This is a genomic window from Halomonas sp. FeN2 (assembly GCF_020595105.1).
Taxonomy (GTDB): domain Bacteria; phylum Pseudomonadota; class Gammaproteobacteria; order Pseudomonadales; family Halomonadaceae; genus Vreelandella; species Vreelandella neptunia.
Window position 1 is genome coordinate 2,810,601 of record NZ_CP074200.1, and the last position, 19,571, is coordinate 2,830,171.

Here is a 19,571-nt window from a genome sequence, read left to right on the forward strand (position 1 = left end):
TTGATGCTAATCTATCGCCAAACAGACACGGTTGCGGCCACTGTTCTTGGCTTGGTAAAGCGCTTGATCAGCTCGGTTAAGCAGAGACTCGGCGGTGTCATCAGGAAAGTGCTGATTGTCTACCACGCCCGCCGACAAGGTGCAGGCAAACGGGTTGCCGCCGCCGGTAAACTGAATAGCAGCAAAGTCTTCGCGCAGGTTATTCACCATGCGCTCGGCGTGGTCAGCGGTGCAATCAACCAGTACCAACGTAAACTCTTCTCCACCGTATCTGCCTAGTCGGTCGGTACTCCGGAAACGTTGGCGCAGCAGGGTGCCTACCGCTGCAATGACGACGTCCCCCATGGCATGTCCATGGGTGTCGTTAACGGCCTTGAAGTGGTCGATATCGAGCATGACCACGCTGAAAGGTTGCGGTTTTCGTTGAGTCAACTGCCATTGGTAGTCCAGCGCCTCTTTGATGCTGGCGTGTTTCAACAGACCGGTAAGGCTGTCTCGGTTTTGGGTATCTTCCAGCTTACGTCGTTGCTTTACCCGGGAGCGGCATAGGTTGATGAGAAGGTCGGGATCAATGGGCTTTTCCAGAAACGCATCGCCCCCCTTTAATAATGCCTGGTCGCGTAGCTCTGAATTGAAGTGGCTCGAAAGATACACAATGGGCACCTGAGCCCATTGTTCCACTTGCCTTAAAAGGGCCGCCATCTCTGTGCCGGTAACGTCAGGCAACCAGAGATCCATCAAAATCAGTTCAGGGTTCGCATCATGCATCGCCTCGAATAACGCATCGGCACGATCAAGCACTGTCACGTGCATGCCAGCCTCTACCAACACGCCTTGAAGGTGCTGAGCCAATTCCTCGTCGTCTTCGACAATCATCACCCGCTCGGGCACGGTATCTTTGGTTTTAATCAATTGCGCCATATAGGAGGCCAGATTGATCATATCCAAGGGTTTGACGAAATAGCTCTGTCCTCCGCTACGTAAGGCGTTGAGGCGCGCCGTGAAGCTTTCCTCGCTCCCGATAAAGAGAACCGGGCAGGTAAAGTCTTTTAAATGCTGTTGCCAGAAGGTGACAGGATCAGCTCTGAGGGCCCCTAGATGGGAGGCACGATGGTCGATTAAGAGCAAATCAGGCGATGAGTTTTTGTCGTGAGCGAGCGCCTCTGCATTAAGCAAATGGCGGATATGAAATCCGAAGCTGTGCAGTTGTTGAACCATATATTCTGCCAACATGGTATCGCGCTCTACCAGCCAGATGACCGGCTCTCCGCCAACGCTTTCTGCCCTGGAAGTCTCTATGCGGATAGCCGATTTTTTGCTTTCATCCGTTTTAAGCGCTTTTTGTAACGCTGTAATCCATTCAAAAACAGGCAGTGGCTGTTTGTCATTGCAAGATTGCTCCAGGTTTTGTGCTACCTGCAGCTCCTGCTCTCTGGCCTGACGCCCAAGCTGCACGAAGCCGAAGGTACCTGCAGAACCTGCCAGCGAGTGCAAGGCGGCATGTAATTGCTGAAGGGATTGTGTACACGACGGGTCTTCTTCGAGCTGACCAGCGAGCATCGTGAGATGACTAAAATCATCAGCAAGACGTTTTGAGTAGGCAGCAGCTAGCTTTTCCAGCCGGGCAGCGAAGGTTTGGGGGTTAGTTGAGTCGGCCATTAAATGCCTTCCAGATTGAGCGAACCTCGTCAGCGAGCGTCATGGGGTCAAATGGCTTTGCTATGACGTCTGTGGCCCCGAGCTTCTTATAACGCGCGATCTCTTCAGGATGAACTTTAGCCGTCATGAAGGCCACCGCTGTTGCTTCGGTGATATAGCCTTGGCGGCTTAATTCCAATAGCGTGCTAGGCCCATCCATGCCCGGCATCATCACATCAAGTAAAAACATTTGGGGAGCAAACGCTTCAACATCTCTTAATGCTTGTTCGCCGGAACTACAGGCCTTGACTGTTAAGCCGCCGACATCCTCCAGCGCCATGCATGCGACTAAACGGATATCGTCATCGTCTTCAACGTACATGACTCTTTCTAGTGTATCCAAGCAGCGTCTCCTTCAAGATTTTTAAAGGATTTATCACAAGCTATCACTGTATGAGCGATATACTAGAAGTGCCATGCTTTTTTAGTAGCGGCGATGGTGCGGCTGCTTATTGCAATCAACGTTTGCTCGATCCACGCTCCGCCAAGCTTTTTTGAAACGTTTTATTATGATGCGATCGGACGCGCTTTATTTAGCAGCGGCTGGTAATGGCAAATTAAGGTCGGCCTACAGCTTGTTATCTGCCTGTAGGGTCGTTTTGCCCAGAATAATCAGGACGACGGCTAAAAGACAGCAAACGAGCGCCATCGCGGTAAACACATTACGTAGGGATTCCAGCCAAACCACTGTGGGGGCGACCACCACCGGGGAGATAAACTGGCCAAAAAAGAAGGTTGAGGTAAAACCACCAAATACCCGGCCCCGCACTCGCTGCGGAGTGATTCGCATCAGCCAAGTGGTAGTGTTGGGCATAAACGCACCTAGACCTAAACCGGAAATCGCCGCACCCACAATGGCCATGGCGTAACTCTGGGTGAACCCAACGATCAAAAAGCCAGTGGCCGCCAGCAGGAACCCTAAAACATAGATCGTCATCACCGACAGAAACGGTTTGTAGTAGCCGTAGCAAAACGCCACGATACTGGCCGTTAGGGCCGCCATCGAAAGCGCGATGCCGATCGCCATGCCACTGATCTGGCCCTGCTGAGAGAGCAAAAAGGGGAGTTGGGCGGGAAACATATAAAACATCGCCATGCTGATCATAGCAATGAGGTAGGCAAGGCCGGTGCGCCCATAATCCACCTTCACTGGCGCATCAATGACACCAGCGTTTACGCTTCCGCTGGATTTGGGTTCTTGAAGAACCGCCCAGGCATAGGGAAGCAAAAGTACGCCGGTTATGTAGAGGAGAAACGGGCCGCGCCAACTCCAGTCGGAAAGTATTCCACCAAGGTTAATAAAAATAACCCCGCCCAAAGCCATGCAACTGCTTTGTAGCCCCAAAAAGCGGGCGCGCTCGGTGCTATCAAAATAATCACCTACCAGGGTAGTACTGATACTGAGGATACCGGCCACCGCAATCCCCATCAGGGCGCGGGAACTCAATAGCAGATCCACGCGATCAATGAAAAAGCCCGCGACCCCGGCAAAACCATAGATGCCCAGCATCATTAGCAGCAATTTCTTGCGCCCAAACCGGTCAGCCAGATACCCCATCAGTGGGCTGAACAGGGTAATCATCAGCGCAGGAATAGTGAGGATTAGTTGAATCAACACCTGTGGCTGGTCAGGAAAATGGCGGCTAATTCCCGGCAGCGCAGGCGCGATAATCGCCCCCGACATTACGGTCATGGTGCTGGCAAATAGCAGTACGGCTTTGGTATGGGTTAAACGGTTGATGATCGCTATCCTGGTTAGAAATCGTTGTGAAGCTGATGGCTAAGCATTTTCAAGGGAATGCTGATAGTAGCATGGTTGTTAGCAGGCTATCTAATAATTTTACTATGGATAAAAGGTTAATCAGAACCAAACTGCCTATAGCATACTCACTGAGTAAAAAACTGCCAATTTTTGAATCTTTTTTAACCAGTGTTATTAAGGTACAGCAAATACTTATGTAAATAAAGATATCGTGCAGTGAGGCCAGCCATATCATAAGAGGGACAGCCATTTTAAAAAGAAAAGTGCTGTAATAGTATTGTCTATAAATTTCTCCTTGCCAGAAATTGTGAGTCACTATTGCGATATCTGGCAGTTATATTAACGTAGTTTTTTGTTTGTGGCACTTATTGGAGTTGCCTCGCTCATTTCTTCCAGTTTCGGACATCGTGCAAAGTGATAGTACTATCTTGAGGGTGCGGTATGATCGGCCAGCTGGTAGATAGTAAACCTCGAACTGCAAAGTCTGGAGTGTTAGCGATGTCGTTGGGCGTAGTTATAGGGCCTGTCTCGTCCCACCCCCAGACCCTACAAGCATGCAGAGCAAGACGAACATAGCTTGAGCATATCAAAGCTTTGTTCTTAGAGTTTAAAAATGTAGGTCGTTTGTTGAAATTTGGTGCTTGTGGAAGTAATCCTCCATCCTTCCCCGAGCGAAAAGCATTGTGAATGCTATACTTCCAGTCTTGTTTCTCCAGAAAAAAAATCAATTGATTCTGGTTTTTAGTTCTCGAAAGTAAGTGATGACTCAGGACAACTACGTAGACGTAATTTTGAACTAAGTCTTCGATTGAACGCGGCCTAACTCCACCTATTCGCGCCTCGTGGGCCATTTTATTAGGGCCTACGATAGCAGCATGTGTGAAAGGGCCATTGGTAGCGCGTTGAATTCTACGTGTAATGAAACCGGGTTTCCCCACACAAACTAGAATGTCTCCTACTTGTACTTCTGATATCTTCAGCTCAAGGCGCTCTGAATAGAAAGTTTGGCCTGGAGTTTTAATAGGCAATGTATCCACATAAATATATCTATTGCGTGTCCAAAACCACCATTTTTGAGGTTTGAAATCAGGGCCAGGAAAAGATGGGAACCTAGAAGAGAATTTTTTTGGCTTAGGTTGTATTTTTTTCATTATAAATAAATTTCCAAGTAAAATTTTCAAAGACTTTAAAATGGTCTGAATGGGTGCGAGTTACTCTTTTTCTCTTAGTTCAAAAAGTAACGTGCTTCAGGTTCTTCAGCCTCTTGATTGCTGTCTTATGTGGCCCATTGCTTCTTCTAGATAAGAAGGCGCACTTTCAAAGTTTAACATTATTATGGGTAAGAAAAATATTCATCTTATAGTCTCTATGTTGACTTTATTGTATTTTAATGAGGGCCAATATTTTTAATCTATTCAGTCTGCTGTTTGGCGATTGAATATGATCGAGCGATACTTATTGCCATGACATTAAAACTAATCCAACTCCTTTGAGAATGATATCATTGATAACCTCATCTTTAAGCTTGGCTGAGTTTGTACATAAGGCCTTGCTTGCTATGTTATGCCAATCTGTAATTGGCGTTTCGGTATCGCTCGATTCTTGCCATTTAAACTGGATTAAAGTATGTTCGGTGCTCATATCTGTGCAGTTGTAATCCCCTCTACGTACACCGAACATAAACTGTTATTTAGTTGTTAATTTCACGCAGAATCGTTTCCGCTTGCTCAAGCACAGTTTGCACCGCTTGTTGTGATAGGTCGGGCGGGTAGCCGTATTTTTTCAGGATACGTTTCACTAAAATCCGCATTCGTGCACGGGCGCTTTCTTTCTTGTGCCAATCCACGGTAGCGTTCTTTCGAACCTGCTCCAACAATTCATGTGCAATTAGCCGAAGCTGATCGTTGCCCATTGCTTCAACGGCATGCTGGTTTTGGGCAAGCGCATCGTAAAAGGCTAGCTCTTCATCAGACAGGCCTTCCTCTTCGCCTCTTGCGGCTGACGCCTTCATATCCTTCGCTAGATCTATAAGGGTTTGGATCATATCGACTGTAGAAATGGCGTTCGCATGATAGCGAATCACCGCTTGCTCAAGGCGTTCGCTGAAAGCACGGCTTTCCACCACATTGTGTTTGGCCTTGCTTTTAATCTCGCCATTCAACAGCTTCTTCAGTGCTTCAAGCGCGAGGTTTTTGCGCTCCATCGACTGGACTTCAAGTAGGAATTCATCTGATAAGATCGAAATATCTGGTGCTTTAATACCAGTAGCCTTGAGGATATCGACGATCTCTGCATCTGCCACTGCTTTGTTGACCAGCTGTTCGATAGCAAACTGTTTGGCTTGGGAAGATAGCTTACCCTTGACGGTGGTCTTGGCCATAGCCGCGCGAACTGCCTGAAGGAAACCAACTTCGTTTTTGACTTCACTTGCCAGGTCACTCGATGAAGCCAAAGCGAAGGCCCGTGAAAGCTCAAGCGTTGCATCTTGAAAACGCGAAAGCTCTTTTCTCTTGTCGGCTTCAGCCGTCTTTCGTTGAGCGGCTTTTGTCTGTTGCCCGACGATCCAATCTATCGCATCCCCTAGCGCTTTGAGTCGCTTCTGTGCCATACCCTCAAGTCCAGCTTGGTAATCGTGGCCAGCGAACATAGCGCGTACAACATCAAGCTTTTCAGCAAGCAAAGCGATGGCTTTTTCTTCATCGATGCCGGTTCTTTCACGGTCTGCATCTGAGTATTGCGCTAAGGCATTTTTAAGGTTCTGCGCGATGCCAATATAATCAACTACCAATCCAGCGGGCTTATCGCGGAATACCCGATTAACACGGGCGATAGCCTGCATTAAGCCATGGCCACGCATAGGCTTATCTACATACATTGTGTGCATGCAAGGTGCATCGAACCCTGTTAGCCACATATCACGCACAATCACTAGTTTTAATGGGTCATCAGGATCGCGCGCGCGCTTTGCCAAATCATCACGGCGTTTTTTGTTACCAATATGGTTCTGCCAACTTGCCGGGTCAGAGGCAGAGCCCGTCATAACAACTTTAATAATGCCTGCTTTGTCGTCATCTGAATGCCATTCAGGACGGAGGGCAACAATTGCGTCATAGAGGGCTACACAAATTCGGCGGCTCATGCATACGGCCATGGCTTTACCGCCCAGCGCCTCTGTCCGCGCCTCTAAGTGTTTCACCAAATCTGAAGCAATCTGTTCAAGGCGTTTATCAGCCCCAACTAATGCTTCTACAGTGCTCCATTTAGCTTTAGCCTTTTCCTGATCAGATAACGTTTCATCCTCAAGAATTGCGGCGATTTCTTCGTCGATCTTGGGCTTCTCATCCTCTGCCAGTTCGATTCTAGCTACACGGCTCTCGTAGTAAATTGGCACCGTTGCTTTATCTTCGACTGAGCGTGTAATGTCATAGATATCGACATAATTACCAAAAACTGCTGGTGTGTTCACATCGGCAGCTTCAATTGGTGTGCCGGTGAAACCAATAAAAGACGCATTGGGTAAGGCTTGGCGTACGTAATGGGCGTAGCCGTATTTTCGCTCGCCTGTTTTGACATTAACCTTGGCATTGAGACCATATTGGCTACGGTGTGCTTCATCCGCGATGACAATCACATTGCGCCGGTCGGTAAGAGTGGGAAACCTCTCCTCGTCTTTCTCAGGCGAGAATTTCTGCATGGTTGTGAAAATGACGCCGCCCGATTGTCGCGCTAGCAACTCTCGCAACTCTTCGCGGCTCTCAGCATGTTCAGGCGTTTGTCGGATTAAATCTTTAGTAAGAGCAAATGTCTGAAATAACTGGTCATCCAGGTCGTTGCGATCCGTTAACACTATAAGCGTGGGGTTGTTGAGTTTTGCGTTGCGCACCAATAGTCCAGCGAAGAACGCCATTAGAAACGACTTTCCTGAGCCTTGTGTATGCCAGATTACTCCAATACGGCGGTCACCTTCAGGTGAGGTGGCTTCAATTGCACTGTATAATGCTTTTCGCGCACCATGAAACTGATGATAACCTGCAATGATTTTAAATGACCCTTCGCCCGTATCACCAAATACTGTGAAATCACGCAGCAAGGCCAGAAATCTTTCCTGATCGAATACGCCTTGCAGTAGCGTGACCATTTCCTGGGGACCAGCAGGCGTAAAATCTCCGGTCTCGCCAGTGACCGAGCGCCATGGCATGAAGCGCTCCTCAGTCGCTGTAAGTGAACCGATGCGCGCGAGCAAACCGTCAGAGCTGATCAACACCGCGTTAGTTCGAAACAGCGAAGGGATTTGCTGTTTGTAGGTCTGCAGTTGTGCAAAAGCATTCTCAATGGTTGCCGTCTCGCTGGCGGCACTTTTCAACTCGATCACAGCCACGGGCATGCCATTTAGGAAAACCACCACATCTGGCCGTCGCTTGTGTTTGCCCTCGATCACGGTGAACTGATTTGTAACCAGCCAATCGTTCGCCTGAGGATCGCTATAATCCACCAGCCAGACCTTGTCACCTCGAATCGAGCCATCACCGGTATTAAACTCAACATCAATGCCATTGACCAAGAGTTTATGGATTCGCAGATTCTCTTCGATCAAGCTGTGAGTTTGAACTCCAGTTATCTGCCTAAGTGCGTCACCGCGAGCATCTAGAGGGATTGTCGGGTTTAAACGTGCTATGGCCTCCTCGAGCCGTCTGAGCAGTAGAACCTCTCCATTTGAACTACGTTCTGGCGCTGAACCATCAGGTGCGATCACTTCCGCGCCCAAATAGGTAAACCCCTGCTCTTGTAGAATTTCAAGTGCGGCCTGCTCAACAACTTCTTCGTTTATCATAGCGGGCCACCTTCAAGAGCTACGAGATAATCCTCTATCCATTTATCGTGATCCACATCCTGGTCTTCAACCGGATACCAAATTGGATAGATTTCAGCTTTTTCCAGCTCTGCCGCGCGCCTCTCCCGGCTTGCTTTGCCAGGATCTTGTAGAAAAGCGTAATGCCGGGAGTAGTTGAGCGGAGCATCGGCTTTGATTTGTTGAAGAGCCTTAATATTTCGATCAATGCTCAGGCTGCTACCGAGGAACAGGAAGCTACGATTTGAAGCCAGAAATTCCATCAATCTAGGTAGAGCAGCATCATTTGAATAAGCCTGATCGTACTCGTTGGTAGTTAGGATACGACCATTTGCCGAGTTAGCGTGCCCGTGTAGTTTGAAAAGCGCATGTTGAGAATTCGCTGAGTTTCGCGGCGCGTCTAGGATTTGCTGCCCAGCATAAGTCGTAACGAACTCGTGCCCCTTCTCTTCAAATATTTTCTCTAGTACACGGTCGAAATTTGTTGTTACGCAGCCCAGCTGAAAAAAAAGAGGAAGTAACTGTACAGGCCCTTGCACCTCGAAATACTGACGGTCGAAGTAATTCTCTATCTGCTCGGCAAGCCGGTTTTCATTTTGGGTTTCGCAAATGCATTGGGCTGCGCCTTCATAGTCTCCTGCATTTATAAGCCGCTTAACTGTTTTCAGTAATGCGAGGTCGATTCGCGCAACATCTTCTATGAACTGCCGCCACATCACAAAGCCGCTCGACTTTGACATGCCAGCCCCGACAAAAGGCAAAATCTGTTGGTTAAGTTGCTTTTCTGCCAATCTATTGAAACGTGGTAGGCAACCGTTACTTTCTAACTCCTCCGATACCCTTTGCCGCACAGCCGTTTTATGATCAGCAAGCCATTCGGTAAACTTTGCCTCGTAATCGTTAGGTGCATACACTTTAAATACGTCAGAACTGTCGTATTCAATTCCACCTAGTAAAATAGGCCCTTCAGCATCTAAGGCATCTTTGTAACGATTTTCTAAATAGCCCCTCATGCCACGCCCTCCGCATTCTTCAGGCGGATTTCGCCGGACATGAGTTTGGGAAGCAGGAGGTCTCGGGTGGCAGCAAGGGTTTGGTTTTCTTCGGAATTGCTACGGATTAATGCTCGGAACTGATCAACCAAGTCGGCAAAGGCTTTCCGAGTATTATCGCATCCAAATGAACGCTCAAGCCTGTACACATTATTTCGATTCAAGCCGGGAACTGCTGCATCGGTGTTCATGTTCCCTAACCCTAGGGTTTGGAGCAGGTAATATAAAAAGCTCAGGCGAGTTTTCGGTATTACATAGAAAACAGTATCGATTGCGTAGGAATTCCGATCTTCCCAGTAGAGACTGCCGACGGTGCCTTTGCGTCCGATTATGATAGCAGGGCCAGTTGCTAAAGGAGCATTGTGTGTCCCGATAATGCCGCCAGAGCCGTAGACCGGATAATCGCCATCCACACGGTTTTTCTTTGTTAGAGCTTTGCCATACGCAAGTTCGAGATATTGATCGACACGTTCAAGCTCCCAACCCTGTGGCAGGCCGTCGTCACCGAAGTCGTTGGGAAAGAGAGCTGCGATAGGGGCGGCTGTGGCGGAGTCAGGGAAGAGTCGGCCGAGAATAGCAACAGGGTCGGTTTCGCCTGCGGCCTTGCGGCGGGTGGGACCGAAATCGACGAACCAATCCTGAAATACTGCCCGTGCCATAGCCTCCAACGTCTCATTCATCCGTTGGTTCAACTCGATTTTGGTGTCGAGTGTAACTAGGAACATTCCTATAGATTTCTGCTCATCTAATAGTTTAGGAAAGCGGATAGGCATTGAGCGAAGAGCCTTTTGACTTATGCCAAGTACGGTTGTCCCTGTAGCACGGCTGGCCAAAATATCTTGTTGGGCTCGCGAGGTTAATAAGTAACGGAGGAAGGTGTTGTCCAACTTTCCTTGCTTCCCTCGAAGGCAAACGATTCGCTGGCCAAGCGCAAACTTGGATGTCTCTTCGTCAAGCTGTATGACCTCCCCCATTGGTGCTTCGGTTGTCATCACAACGTCACCGGGCTGCGGAAGGCCACGAGTCATCCATTCTTTGTAGTGCTGCGGTGAGATTGTCTGTTCTATTGGGCGCAGTAAACCAGACGTTTTAACCACCTTTGCTGATAGCACTGGTATTCCGGTGGGTGACTTTTTTGGGCTCTTGCCGCGATAGTCGATGAGAGCTTCGAGGCAAAGCTCGAGCGGTTCTTCTGTCCAACTGCTCATTAGTTAGACCTCAGAAATTTGAGTGCGAATTTTGTTTGTGAGTTCAAGACTAAGTTTGAACTGAGCATCAAGTTCTGTTCGAAGACTGACGATGCGCTCCTTAAACGGCACTCCGTCATCTTCCACATCCGCCGCTCCGACATAGCGACCAGGCGTCAGGATGAAGTCATGTTTGTCACGGATCGTATCCAAGTCGGCGCTGGCGCAGAAGCCGGGTTCATCTTTATACGTTTCATTTGGCGCTTTCGCTCGCCAGCGGTGATAGGTATCTGCAATCTTTTCAATCTCGGACTCATCGAAATCACGTCGCACGCGGTCAACCATATGGCCCATGTTTCGGGCATCGATGAATAGAACCTCACCGCGCCGATCCCGATGCCCATTAGCAGATTTATCGTTGGCTAGAATCCATAGGCAAGCGGGAATCTGGGTAGAGTAGAACAGCTGCCCCGGCAGAGCGACCATGCAATCGACCTTGTCGGCCTCGATCATCGTGCGACGTATTTCGCCCTCTCCCGATTGCTGGGACGACATGGAGCCATTAGCTAGTACCACGCCCGCCGTGCCACGCGGGGTCAAATGGTGCAAAATATGCTGCAGCCAGGCGTAGTTCGCGTTGCCTTTGGGCGGTTTGCCAAATTTCCAGCGGGCATCTTCAGTCAGCCGTTCACCGCCCCAATCTGAGATATTGAAGGGGGGATTGGCTAGGATGTGATCGGCACGTAGGTCGGGGAGTTCATCGCGAATAAATGAGCCCTCGTTGTTCCATCTGATTTCAGCATCGATCCCTTGAACGGCAAGGTTCATCATCGCCAACCGCCAAGTGGTGTGATTGATCTCCTGCCCATAAACCGAAATATCATCCCTCTGTCCACCGTGATCTTCGATGAAGTTTTCAGACTGGATGAACATGCCGCCCGAGCCGCAACAGGGGTCATAAACGCGGCCCTGTTTGGGCTCAAGCATGGAAACCAATGTGCGAACAACCGAGCGTGGAGTAAAGAACTCACCCCCGCGCTTGCCTTCAGAAGAGGCGAAACCCGCCAAGAAGTATTCATAAACACGGCCCAGGAGGTCGCGTGCGTCCTCCTGCTGCTTACGCATATCGATCTTGGAGAATAGGTCTATCAGATCGCCTAACATTTCTTTGTTCAGCGTTGGGCGGGCGTAATTCTTGGGTAGAACGCCTTTTAGCTTTTCATTAGCGGGGACTCGCTCGATCGACTCCATTGCGTCATCAATAATCTTACCAATATTGGGATCGCGTGCGCTATTGCGTAAATGGGTCCAGCGAGCCTCTATCGGCACCCAAAATATGTTTTCAGCGAGGTATTCCTCTGGGTCTTCGGGATCAGCGTACTCGTCTTGGGCAAGCTCGGTGTGATAAGACTCGAAAGCTTCGGAGATATACTTCAGGAAAACGAGACCGAGGACGACGTGCTTATATTCGGAAGGCTCAAGATTGCCGCGCAGTCGGTCGGCGGCTTTGAACAGGTCGGCCTCAAAGCCTAGGTCGGAAGTGCGCAGATCAGACATTAGATTTCCTAATTTATGACGATAGCAAACAGCGCGTCGACATTTAAATAATAATAGGATTTAGCAATAGTGCAGCCATGGCAGTGCGAATGCTGCTGCAACAGCTAAATTAGGCTAACGATTCAGGTTGGCAATATAACAACATATAGGGTGGCTTATGAATATACGCCTAAGCTATATTTTGGCTTACGTAGAAATTCAGGCGAAAGCTTGTTGGGACAACAAATTTGCCTGAGGGGGCATGGCGGGAGAAAGTGTATCGCAGAGCTATCCGTCACTTTGCTAGGTAGTGAGAATGGATGTATATCGACAGCCCCTTCCTTTAGTAGTAGAGCATGTGCGGCAGAGTGTGGAAGGCCTGGTAAGATCAAGAACTTGAGACGGTTGTCACCTATATGTCACCTAGAAAAAGCACAACAAAAAACGGCCACTTGCTGCGTTAGCTAAGTGGCCGTTTTTTCTGGAATTTTTGGTCGGAATAGCAGGATTCGAACCTACGACCTCTGCCTCCCGAAGGCAGCGCTCTACCAAGCTGAGCTATATTCCGAAGGTTGCCGAGCAGTGCTTATCTGTGCTCAACAACGGAGGTGGATCATACTTAGCCAGAGGTGTTTTTTCAAGTCCCCGGCGGTGTGATCTGGCAATTTTTATGCTTGGCGATCAACCGCTAAGCGGGCCAGCTGGGCCATGCTGTCGCGGTAGGCGCTGGGCGGTAGGGTGTCCAACTGCTGCAGAGCTTTATCGGCCATCTCTTCGGCGCGCTGGCGGGTATAGTCGAGTGCGCCGGTGGCGTGAATAATTTCCAGCACCGCGTCGAGCTGCTCAAGCCCGCCGTCGCGAATCACCTGGCGAATCAGCTTGGCCTGTTCCGGGGTGCCTTGCTCCATGGCGTGAATCAGCGGCAGCGTCGGCTTGCCTTCGGCTAGGTCGTCGCCAACGTTTTTGCCCATGGCATCGGCGTCGCCCTGATAATCCAGCAGGTCATCAATCAACTGAAAGGCGAGACCCAGGTAGCGGCCATAATATTGGAGTGCTTGCTCCTGTTCCGGCGTTGCTTCTGCCAGCACGGCACCGCTGTGGGAAGCCGCTTCAAACAGCATGGCGGTTTTGCCCAAAATGGTCTCGAAGTAGTCCTCTTCGGAGATACTGGGGTTGCCGATGTTGGTCAACTGCAGCACTTCGCCTTCCGCGATGATGCAGGTAGCACCGGAAAGGATCGCCATAATGCGCATCGAGCCCACATCGACCATCATCTGAAACGAGCGGGCGTAGAGAAAGTCACCGACCAAGACAGAGGGTGCATTGCCCCAGGCGTCGTTGGCGGTTTTCTTGCCACGGCGCATATGCGATTCATCCACCACGTCATCGTGCAGCAGCGTGGAGGTGTGCATAAACTCAATCAATGTGGCCAGCGGTATATGTTTGTCGCCGTTGTAGTTGAGAGAGCGGGCGGCCAGTAGCGCCAGTAAAGGGCGCAAGCGCTTGCCGCCGCTTTCAGTAATGTACTGGCCGATGGTTTCAACCAGTGGCACTTTAGAGTTGAGCTGCTCGACAATTGTCCGGTTGACGGCTGCGAAATCATCGGCCACCACGGCGTGCAGCGGTGAAGGCGTTGGGCTGTCAGGCTGGGCTGAGGAGACGTTAGCGGTCATGGGATACGTTCATCGCGGCAGATTGAGGCGGTAAGTCCCGCCCATAGTGGTGGTCATGCTATGGGGCTGCCTGTTAGGCGTCAAGACACGGGCTGTGGTCTCGCTATGATATGCCTTTATAATGAGATGGTCGTGTCAATTGACAACGGACTGTGGTCTTGTGGTAAGAGAAGATAGTCGTTATAATCCGCGACCCACTCATCATGCTCCCTGTCAGATGGCTCCAAAAGGGGCGCCACTCGCAGCAGGTCGATAAGAGCGATTCCCGATGAGCGCTGTTTAACGGTTGAATAAACGGCACTAACGACAGTCCGGAGAGCGACATGTACGCAGTTATCAAAAGCGGTGGTAAGCAGTACCGCGTTCAAGAAGGTCAAACCCTCAAACTCGAGAAAATCGAAGTCGCTACCGGCGAAACGATTGAGTTTGACGAAGTGCTGATGGTCGCTGACGGCGATGACTTCAACATCGGTGCGCCGATGATCAGTGGTGCTAAAGTCTCTGCCGAAGTGGTTTCCCACGGGCGCGGCGATAAAGTCACCATCATCAAGTTCCGTCGTCGTAAGCACAGCATGAAGCGTCAGGGCCACCGCCAGTGGTTCACTGAAGTCAAAATTACCGGAATTTCTGCGTAAGCGGTCAATTCCCTTAGGAGGATTTTGCAATGGCACATAAAAAGGCAGCCGGCTCCACGCGTAACGGTCGCGATTCCGAGTCCAAACGCTTAGGTGTAAAACTCTTCGGTGGCCAAGCGGCGACTGCGGGTAACATCATCGTGCGTCAGCGCGGCACGCGTTTCCACGCGGGCACAGGCGTAGGCCTTGGTCGTGACCACACACTGTTCGCACTGAGCGACGGTTTTGTGAAGTTTGAGACCAAAGGCCCGAAAAACCGCAAGTTCGTTAGCATCGTTTCTGCCTAAACGGCTAGAGCTATGCTCGCGGTTGCGAGAAAAAAGGCCCCGCTATGGCGGGGCTTTTTTGTCGGTTAAATCTCTTTTCCAATACCCTTTCCCAATATGTCTTAACACTATGTCTTTAATCAGTATGCTGGTGGCAATAAAGGGTGGGGAAAAAGTTTGGTAAACAGCAGTGCATATTAGGGCGGCGGAAGCGGCCGGGAGAATCCAATGCAGTTCGTCGATGAAGCCTCGATTATTGTTGAGGCGGGCAAAGGCGGCAATGGCTGTCTGAGCTTTCGCCGCGAAAAATATGTGCCCAGGGGCGGCCCTGATGGGGGCGATGGCGGTCATGGTGGTAGCGTTTACCTCATTGGTGACGATGCCCTTAACACCTTGATCGATTTTAAATTCCAGCGCTTCTATAAAGCCCAAAACGGGCAGGGCGGCATGGGCCGTCAAATGAGCGGCAAGGCCGGTGAAGACCTGCACGTCAAAGTGCCGGTGGGTACCACGGTAATTGATGAAGACACCCTGGAAGTCATCGCCGATGTGACCGAAATTGGTCAGGTGGTGCTGGTAGGCGAAGGTGGTCGGCGTGGATTGGGTAACATCCACTTTAAATCATCTACCAACCGCGCACCGCGTCGGACGACACCAGGCACCGACGGTGACCGCCGCAATTTGCGCCTGGAAATGAAAGTAATGGCCGATGTAGGCCTGCTGGGTATGCCCAACGCGGGTAAATCGACGCTAATTCGCTCGGTGTCTGCCGCCAAGCCCAAGGTCGCCAACTACCCGTTCACCACCTTAGTGCCCAACTTGGGCGTGGTGAAACTGGGGATGCACGAGCACTTCGTGATGGCCGACGTACCGGGCTTGATCGAAGGGGCCTCTGAAGGCGCCGGGTTGGGGCTTCGTTTTTTGAAGCACCTAACCCGCACGCGGCTGCTGTTCCATGTGGTCGATGTGGCACCGTTTGATGAGTCTGATCCGGTGGAAGCAGCCAAGGCGATTGTGCACGAGTTGGGTCAGTTCTCTCCGGCGCTTTCTGAGCGGCCGCGCTGGCTGGTGCTGAACAAGTTTGACCTTCTGCCGGAAGATGAGCGTGAAGAGCGCGCCCAGAAGATTATTCAGGCGCTGAACTGGGAAGGCCCGGTGTTCCGCATTTCGGCGATCAGCAGCGACGGCACCGATAAGCTTGTTCAGGCGGCTTACCGCTGGTTGACCGAGCAGCGTCGCCTTGAGAACGAAGATGAAGAGGCGCTGGCCCGTGAAGAAGAGATGCGTCGCCGCATGGAAGAAGAGTCGGTTGCGCGTACCGAAGACCGTTTGGGTCGTCGGCGTAAGCGCGACGATGAAGATGACGAAGATTTCGACGACGATGATTACGACGTTGAAGTCGAATACGCCCCTTAGTGGTATTGAGCGGGTGTATTCGGTAGTCAGCTAAATTCGGTAGTATGCAAAAAGGGGCTGCGTTCGCGCGGCCCCTTTTATGGGCGTCTGATTAAGTTGCACGTGTCTGATTTAGTAGTGAGTATCTGATTTAGTGATGAGTGCCTGATGTAAGTTGTTAGCGTCTGATTGAGGTGGGTCGCATGGAAAGTAACGAGCAAATCCTGGGCCGCAGCGCGCTAAGCCGTGCACGGCGGGTCGTGGTGAAGATTGGCAGTGCGCTGCTGACTAACGATGGTCGCGGCCTGGACGAACCCGCAATCGGTGGCTGGGTGGATCAAATTGCCGCCTTGCACCAGCAGGGGATAGAGGTGGTGCTGGTCTCTTCCGGCGCCGTGGCGGCTGGCATGGTGCGTCTTGGCTGGCAGGTGCGCCCCAGCGCCGTGCATGAGCTACAGGCGGCTGCGGCGGTAGGCCAAAATGGCCTGACCCAATGTTATGAGCAGCACTTTGCCCGCCACGACATGCTCACCGCGCAGATTCTGCTTACCCATGACGACCTTTCCAACCGCAAGCGCTACCTGAATGCGCTCTCAGCGCTGCGTACGCTGGTAGAGATGCGCGTAGTGCCGGTCATCAATGAAAACGACACCGTGGTCACCGATGAGATTCGCTTTGGCGACAACGACACCCTTGGAGCGCTGGTTGCAAACCTACTGGAAGCGGATGCGCTGCTGATTTTGACCGACCAGGAAGGCCTGTTTGACGCCGATCCACGCCACAATCCAAACGCCCAGATGATTGGCGAAGGACGGGCCGACGACCCACGCTTAGCCGCCGTAGCAGGCAGTGGCGGTGCACTGGGGCGGGGTGGTATGAGTACCAAGGTGCGCGCGGCGCAGTTGGCGGCGCGCTCCGGGGCGGTCACAGTGATTGCCAGTGGCCGCCAGCCCGACGTCATCAACCGAATCATGTCGGGGGAGGCTCTCGGCACGCTGCTGCGTCCTGACCAAGTGCCCATGGCGGCACGCAAGCGCTGGTTGGCGGGTCAGCTGCAGGTGCGTGGCACGCTGGTGCTGGATGCGGGGGCGGTCAAGGTATTGCGCGATAAAGGCTCAAGCCTACTGGCAGTGGGCGTGCGCGACGTACAGGGCGGCTTTAAGCGCGGCGATATGGTGGTGTGCGTGGATGAGCAGGGTGCGCCAGTGGCCAAAGGTTTGGTCAACTATGGTGCTGACGAGGCCCGTAAATTGGCGGGCCAGCCCAGCCACCAGATCGAAGCCATCCTCGGTTACGTGGAAGCCCATGAACTGATCCATCGCGATAACCTTGTCGTTATATAAAGGCTTCCTCTGATCGTTCTTAGTCTCGCATGCGGGGCGGTAGCGGCACTTGCCTGGGCCAGTCATCGGGAACCAAAAATAGCCGCTCGTAGCGTTGTTCGTTGTACTCCCGCTCTGAGAAACACAGCATCACTTGCTGGGGTGAGCGCCAGGCGTGAACCTTTTCGATAATAGCGGGCAACTGCTCCGCCGCAGGGCGAAAAGCGCTGAGGGGCGGCGGTGCCAGCCAGTGAGGTTTTTCCAACCACGCCATGCGCGACATGGTGGGAAACTGGGCTGCTAGCGCAGGCCAGTCACGTAAGTAGCACCAGGTACCTCGGCGATGGTCTGCCGTGGCGCCCTCCGGCGCTGGCATGTCGGCGTGCCAGGGGTAGTAAAGTACGCCGGTTATTGCTAACCGCTGGGTTAACTGTTCACCTAAACGCAGATCATAAACACCCAGATCCCGTGGCGTTAGCCAATGGGTAAGTGTTTCCAGCGCGGGCGCCGTGGTGGAAAGGGGGAGCTGATGACGTCGCAGGTGAGAGCACTTAAGCGCCAGGCTGTCTAACCCGCCGGGGCCAATCCAGCGGCTTTGGCTATTGGCTGCCCCAGGCCCTTCAGGCAGCCCCAGGTAGAACTTAATAGCGACTTCTAAATGTATCGGTGCCGGGTTGTCGCAGGTTCTGTACAGCATATCCAGCTCGCCCAGGGTGTTGCGCTGGCGGGTGATGCGCACGTTACGGGCGAGCAGCCGTGTATTGGGTGCATGATCTAACAGCGTATGCCACAGACGTTCGTGGTAATGGCCCATGCGCGTTGCGCGGCTGCCGTTCAAGGCGGCTAACGGCGGTCGGCCAAGCTTACGTAGCCAGGGTAGTAGCGCGTTCTCCAGCCCTAACTCCTTAATGGTAGGTCGCCCTCCACAGGGAATCGGCGGAGGAAGCTCCACAAGATCAGGCGTGGCGACCAGCCAGGCCAAGTCTCTTAGCACTGACACCGTGTTGCCGAGTTCTACATTTTCCAGCGCGCCGTCAACGCCTTCGTTCAGCACGGATATCTCCTCAGCAACCTGGTAAGGTCAGCACTATCACTTTAGCGACATGTTTGGGCAGCCTAACATAAACGCAGCGGGCTCCCCGTAGGGAGCCCGCAAAGCGATTAGCTAAAAATATTAATCGCGGTCAATTTGGGTAACTTCGGAAGAGCCCTGACGCACGCTGATTTCTAGTTCGCGGCCATTTTCGCCACGGCCTTCGATATCGATGATGCCGCTTTTACCAATATCGAGAGATTCAAATTCGACCATACCTTCCTGGCTGGCTACGTCTAACGCTTGGCGGATATCATCTTCGCTCATGCCCCAAGCACCGGTAATCAGGCGCTCACGTTGCTCTTGCAGTGTTTCACCGTTATCGAGTGAAAATTCCACGTCGGCGTACCACTCATCGTCCAACCAGCCTTCTACTTCTGCGCGGCCACGGCTTTCAATGCTAATTTCTTCGTAGTGGCTGAAACCGTAGTCATTGGCGTGGGTCAATACGTCATCAATGCGATCCATCGGCAGCGAATCGTCGGCCTGCACACTCCCAGCAGCAACGGCAAGCAGCAGAGCAGAGGTCGGGATCAGCAGCATTTTTTTCATGGTGTTCATAGCAAATTCCTTCTTTACGTATCTGTACGAGAATCTCTGTACGTCAATGTTTATACAACAGTGAATAAACGGCATTCAGCGAATGCGACAGTGAATTTATACCACCCCGATACTTTCCTTAAGCTGACAAACCTGTTCATCTAACGTTCATGTTGCCTTTGGCATGCTGACCCTATGAGTAAAATCCTCCGCCACTTTAAAAAGCTACTGCGCAGCGTCCCTCGCCGCAACGTCACTGGGTTAGCCTTGGTGCTGTTGCTGGCGGGTAGCGCAGTGGGTGACCAGCATTGGGAGTCGCTACACGGTGAAGTGCGCCGCGGTGAGGTCGTGCCTCTCGACACTATTTTGGACTGGCTGGAAGCGCACTATATTGGGGAAGTGCTGGAGGTTGAGGTGGAGCGTGAAGGGGGCTATGTCGAGTATGAGATCAAATTGCTCGGCCCCCAGGGCCAAGTTGTCGAGTTCGAGTTTGATGGTCATAACGGCCAATTGATGGCCATTGAGGGGGTGCGTATCAATGATATGCGCCGCTAGCCTGTTGA

Annotated in this window: 16 protein-coding genes and 1 tRNA gene; 5 read left to right on the forward strand and 12 right to left on the reverse strand. The window is 51.6% G+C overall.

Annotation, left to right across the window (positions count from 1 at the left end; translation table 11 throughout):
• Positions 1 to 6: 6 nt before the first annotated feature.
• The 10 genes from KF947_RS12970 to ispB all read right to left on the reverse strand — a co-directional run bounded on the left by KF947_RS12970 (position 7) and on the right by ispB (position 13,757).
• Positions 7 to 1,659: a diguanylate cyclase gene (locus KF947_RS12970; RefSeq protein WP_227404135.1), complete on the reverse strand. Its 1,653-nt coding sequence runs from the start codon at positions 1,657 to 1,659 to the stop codon at positions 7 to 9.
• A complete protein-coding gene (locus KF947_RS12975; protein ID WP_227404136.1) occupies positions 1,643 to 2,041 on the reverse strand; it encodes a response regulator in 399 nt (132 codons plus the stop codon). Before KF947_RS12975 ends, KF947_RS12970 begins: the two co-directional genes overlap by 17 nt.
• A gap of 225 nt (positions 2,042 to 2,266) precedes the next feature.
• Positions 2,267 to 3,448 (reverse strand): MFS transporter, encoded by a 1,182-nt coding sequence (locus tag KF947_RS12980; protein ID WP_319796393.1) that lies wholly within the window; start codon positions 3,446 to 3,448, stop codon positions 2,267 to 2,269.
• A gap of 395 nt (positions 3,449 to 3,843) precedes the next feature.
• Positions 3,844 to 4,611, reverse strand: a complete 768-nt coding sequence (locus tag KF947_RS12985) for a hypothetical protein (RefSeq protein WP_227404137.1) — start codon at positions 4,609 to 4,611, stop codon at positions 3,844 to 3,846.
• Positions 4,612 to 5,150: 539 nt separating this feature from the next.
• The gene (locus KF947_RS12990; protein ID WP_227404138.1) at positions 5,151 to 8,291 is read right to left on the reverse strand and encodes a type I restriction endonuclease subunit R; all 3,141 of its coding nucleotides are present in this window, start codon (positions 8,289 to 8,291) and stop codon (positions 5,151 to 5,153) included.
• Positions 8,288 to 9,322 carry an SIR2 family protein gene (locus tag KF947_RS12995; RefSeq protein ID WP_227404139.1) on the reverse strand — a complete coding sequence of 345 codons (1,035 nt, stop codon included), beginning with the start codon at positions 9,320 to 9,322 and terminating at the stop codon, positions 8,288 to 8,290. Before KF947_RS12995 ends, KF947_RS12990 begins: the two co-directional genes overlap by 4 nt.
• Positions 9,319 to 10,569, reverse strand: a complete 1,251-nt coding sequence (locus KF947_RS13000) for a restriction endonuclease subunit S (RefSeq protein WP_227404140.1) — start codon at positions 10,567 to 10,569, stop codon at positions 9,319 to 9,321. Before KF947_RS13000 ends, KF947_RS12995 begins: the two co-directional genes overlap by 4 nt.
• A 3-nt stretch (positions 10,570 to 10,572) precedes the next feature.
• Complete coding sequence (locus KF947_RS13005; RefSeq protein ID WP_227404141.1) at positions 10,573 to 12,105, reverse strand: type I restriction-modification system subunit M; 1,533 nt, start codon at positions 12,103 to 12,105, stop codon at positions 10,573 to 10,575.
• Positions 12,106 to 12,575: 470 nt separating this feature from the next.
• Positions 12,576 to 12,652 (reverse strand) — tRNA-Pro (locus KF947_RS13010).
• Between the two features lie 100 nt (positions 12,653 to 12,752).
• On the reverse strand, positions 12,753 to 13,757 hold the full coding sequence (ispB, locus tag KF947_RS13015) for an octaprenyl diphosphate synthase (RefSeq protein WP_227404142.1): 1,005 nt from the start codon (positions 13,755 to 13,757) through the stop codon (positions 12,753 to 12,755).
• Positions 13,758 to 14,080: 323 nt separating this feature from the next.
• On the opposite strand from ispB, the gene rplU reads away from it, so the two are divergent.
• The 4 genes from rplU to proB all read left to right on the forward strand — a co-directional run bounded on the left by rplU (position 14,081) and on the right by proB (position 17,396).
• Positions 14,081 to 14,392 carry a 50S ribosomal protein L21 gene (gene rplU / locus KF947_RS13020; RefSeq protein WP_133731642.1) on the forward strand — a complete coding sequence of 104 codons (312 nt, stop codon included), beginning with the start codon at positions 14,081 to 14,083 and terminating at the stop codon, positions 14,390 to 14,392.
• A 29-nt stretch (positions 14,393 to 14,421) separates the two neighbouring features.
• Positions 14,422 to 14,679, forward strand: a complete 258-nt coding sequence (gene rpmA / locus KF947_RS13025; RefSeq protein WP_008957069.1) for a 50S ribosomal protein L27 — start codon at positions 14,422 to 14,424, stop codon at positions 14,677 to 14,679.
• A gap of 207 nt (positions 14,680 to 14,886) precedes the next feature.
• The gene (cgtA, locus tag KF947_RS13030) at positions 14,887 to 16,074 is read left to right on the forward strand and encodes an Obg family GTPase CgtA (protein ID WP_035582832.1); all 1,188 of its coding nucleotides are present in this window, start codon (positions 14,887 to 14,889) and stop codon (positions 16,072 to 16,074) included.
• A 182-nt stretch (positions 16,075 to 16,256) separates the two neighbouring features.
• Complete coding sequence (gene proB / locus KF947_RS13035; protein WP_133731641.1) at positions 16,257 to 17,396, forward strand: glutamate 5-kinase; 1,140 nt, start codon at positions 16,257 to 16,259, stop codon at positions 17,394 to 17,396.
• A gap of 19 nt (positions 17,397 to 17,415) precedes the next feature.
• On the opposite strand, the gene KF947_RS13040 is transcribed toward proB, so the two are convergent.
• Together KF947_RS13040 and KF947_RS13045 are read right to left on the reverse strand one after the other, a co-directional pair.
• Positions 17,416 to 18,429, reverse strand: a complete 1,014-nt coding sequence (locus tag KF947_RS13040) for a DUF1853 family protein (RefSeq protein ID WP_133731640.1) — start codon at positions 18,427 to 18,429, stop codon at positions 17,416 to 17,418.
• Positions 18,430 to 18,549: 120 nt separating this feature from the next.
• Positions 18,550 to 19,029, reverse strand: a complete 480-nt coding sequence (locus tag KF947_RS13045; RefSeq protein ID WP_133731639.1) for a PepSY domain-containing protein — start codon at positions 19,027 to 19,029, stop codon at positions 18,550 to 18,552.
• Positions 19,030 to 19,203: 174 nt separating this feature from the next.
• Here KF947_RS13045 and KF947_RS13050 point away from each other — a divergent pair, with 174 nt between their 5' ends.
• Positions 19,204 to 19,563, forward strand: coding sequence for a PepSY domain-containing protein (locus tag KF947_RS13050; RefSeq protein ID WP_022520757.1), 360 nt, complete (start codon positions 19,204 to 19,206; stop codon positions 19,561 to 19,563).
• The last annotated feature ends 8 nt before the right edge of the window (positions 19,564 to 19,571 follow it).